We start from the raw sequence: 2983 nt of genomic DNA, 5'->3' as shown, positions 1-2983 counted from the left end.
CTGGTCGCACTATGCCGGCGGCTGGCACGCCACCTGTACGGCCGGGGCGCCGGCCGCCGCCGTGTCCGCGTCGGTGGCGCTGGGCCTGTCGACCGAGCAGATCGCCACGGCGATCGCGCTCTCGGTTCCCGCGGCCGGCGGGGTGCAGCGGGCATTCGGTTCCGCCGGCAAGTCCCTGCAGGTCGGCTTCGCCGCCGACGCGGGAGTTCGGGCGGCGAGGCTGGCCGCCGTCGGCGCTACCGCGGATCCGACCGCGCTGGACGCATGGCTACGACTGGTCGGCGGCGACCCGGACCGCATCGACGTGACCGGCCCGGCGGTGCCCGGCGGGCTGGCGATCAAGATTTTTCCCTGCTGCTACGCGCTGCAACGCCCGATCAGCGCGCTGCGCGAGCACCTGCCTGCCGACGCCGTCGCCTCGGGCATCACCGCGATCGAGGTGAGCACACCCGCGGGCGCAGTACAGCCGCTGATCCACCATCGGCCCCGCACCGGGCTGCAGGGGAAGTTCAGCCTGGAATATGCCATCGCCGCCGCGCTGCTGGACCCTCATCCCGGCTTCGGGAGCTTCACCGACCTCGCCGTGACCCGACTCGAAGCCCAGCGCCTGCTCCAGCTCGTAGCCGTCACCGAGACCCCCGGCGGTGACGGGCTGCTCTCCGGCCGCATCGACATCACGCTCACCCTCAGCGGTGGCGCCCGGTACTCGGTGAGCCAGCGGCTGCCACCCGGGTCGCCCGGGCGGCCACCTTCGGATCAGGACCTGCGCGCCAAGATCGCCGACTGTGGCCCCGACGTTCCCGCGCTGCTGACCGGACTGGACTGGGCGCGTGCCGCGACGCTGCTGGCAGACCACCTGCCTGGCCAAAGGAACGGCCTGACGTGACCGAGCACCACATAACCGAGCACCAGCAGCACCGCCCCGAGTCGGGCGCGACGCCGGGCGCCGCGCCGCGATCCTCCTCGCAGCGATCCCCCTCGCCGCACGTCCCGCTGCCGTTGGCCGGGGTGACCGTGGTCAGCCTGGAGCAGGCCGTCGCGGCCCCGTTCGCCACCCGCCAGCTGGCTGATTTCGGCGCGCGGGTCATCAAGATCGAACGGCCCGACGGCGGCGACTTCGCCCGCCGCTACGACGTGTCGGTGCACGGCCAGTCGAGCTACTTCGTGTGGCTCAACCGCTCCAAGGAATCCCTCACCCTGGACGTGAAGACCACCGAGGGGCGCGCGGTTCTGGAGGAGCTGCTGGCCGAGGCCGACGTGCTGGTGCAGAACCTCGGCCCCGGCGCCGCCGCTCGCCTCGGCCTCGACGCCTCGTCCCTGGCCGACCGGCACCCTCGGGTGATCCCCTGCACGATCTCCGGCTACGGCACCGACGGGCCCTGGGCCGACCGGAAAGCCTACGACCTGCTCGTGCAGTGCGAGACCGGCCTCGTGTCGCTGACCGGTAGCCCGGACCAGATGGCGAAGGCCGGGATCTCGGTCGCCGACATCGCCGCCGGCATGTACGCCTACACCGGCGTCCTCACTGCCCTCTACCGGCGCGCCACCACGGGGGCGGTCTCCGCGGTCGAGGTATCGTTGTTCGAGGCCCTCGCCGAGTGGATGGGTTCACCGGCCTACTACACCCGGTACGGCGGGCGGCAACCGGCACGGGTCGGCGCCCAGCACGCCACCATCGCCCCCTACGGCCCGTTCACCACCGCCGAGGACCAGACGGTGCTGCTGGCCATCCAGAACGAACGCGAATGGCACGCCTTCTGCCGGATCGTGCTCGACGACCCGGCCCTGGCCGAGGACCACCGCTTCGCGACCAACTCCGCGCGCGTCGCCCACCGCGACGCCCTCAACGGCGTGATCGCGGACCGATTCGCCACGCTCGACACCGGCACAGTGCTGGCGTTGCTGGCCAAAGCCGGTATCGCCAACGCCCGGCTGAACTCCGTCGCCCACTTCCTCGACCACCCCGTCTTGACTGGCCGCGACCGGTGGCGCACCGTCGCCACCCCCGGCGGCGACATCGGCGCCCTCCTGCCCCCGGCCACCCTCACCGACCTGGACCCGGCGATGAACCCCGTTCCCGCCCTCGGCGAACACACCGACGCCATCCTGCGCAGCCTGGGCCGCACCGATACCGCCATCGCCGCGCTCCGTGCCGACGGCGTCATCTGACCTCCGCCGACCCCCGGCCCCCCATTCAAAGAGGACCCAGCGTGAGTACCCTGACCGCGGAAGAACAAGCCATCGTCGACACCGTGCGCGACTTCGTCGACCGGGAGGTCCGCCCGATCGCCCGGGACCTGGAACACGCCAACGACTATCCCGAGAAGCTCATCGAGCAGATGAAAAAGCTCGGTATCTTCGGCCTGGCCATTCCGGAACCCTACGGCGAGGTTGCCGTCTCCACCCCCTGCTACGTCCAGGTCACCGAGCAGCTCGCCCGCGGCTGGATGAGCCTGGCCGGCGCGATGGGTGGCCACACCGTCGTCTCCACGCTCATCCTCACCTTCGGCACCGAGCAGCAGAAGCAGCGTTATCTGCCCGCACTGGCCAGCGGTGAGATCCGCGCCACGATGGCGTTGACCGAACCCGGCGGCGGTTCCGATCTGCAGGCCCTCACTACCAGCGCCCGCCGCGCCGGTGAGCACTACGTGGTCAACGGGTCGAAGACGTGGATCACCAACGCCCGCCGCTCCCAGCTGATCGCGCTGCTGTGCAGGACCGATCCGAAAGCCGAGCCCAGGCACAAGGGCATCAGCATCCTGCTGGTCGAACCCGGCGACGGGTTCACCGTGTCCAAAGACCTGCCAAAACTCGGCTACAAGGGCGTCGAAAGCTGTGAACTGTCCTTCGATGACTACCATGCCCCCGTCGATGCGCTGCTCGGCGGCGAGGAAGGCCGCGGATTCGCGCAGATTATGAAGGGCCTGGAGATCGGCCGGATTCAGGTCGCCGCCCGCGCCCTCGGTATCGCGGGTCTTCGAAG

3 protein-coding genes are annotated in these 2983 nt (G+C 70.7%); all 3 read left to right on the top strand.

All coding sequences use genetic code 11. From position 1 onward, the window contains the following. Positions 1–886 (top strand): MmgE/PrpD family protein (locus tag ACY45C_RS18505; RefSeq protein ID WP_462188833.1); only part of this gene is annotated, 886 nt, incomplete at its 5' end. A gap of 107 nt (positions 887–993) precedes the next feature. Further along, entirely contained in the window at positions 994–2169 is a 1176-nt protein-coding gene (locus ACY45C_RS18500) for a CaiB/BaiF CoA transferase family protein (protein WP_462188838.1), read from the top strand. 41 nt (positions 2170–2210) lie between these two features. Further along, on the top strand, positions 2211–2983 hold a 773-nt coding region (locus ACY45C_RS18495), incomplete at its 3' end, for an acyl-CoA dehydrogenase family protein (protein WP_462188832.1).

The organism is Frankia sp. CcWB2, from assembly GCF_977927585.1.
The sequence above is the reverse complement of the archived record's forward strand: the minus strand, read 5'-3'. Positions and strand labels throughout refer to the sequence as shown.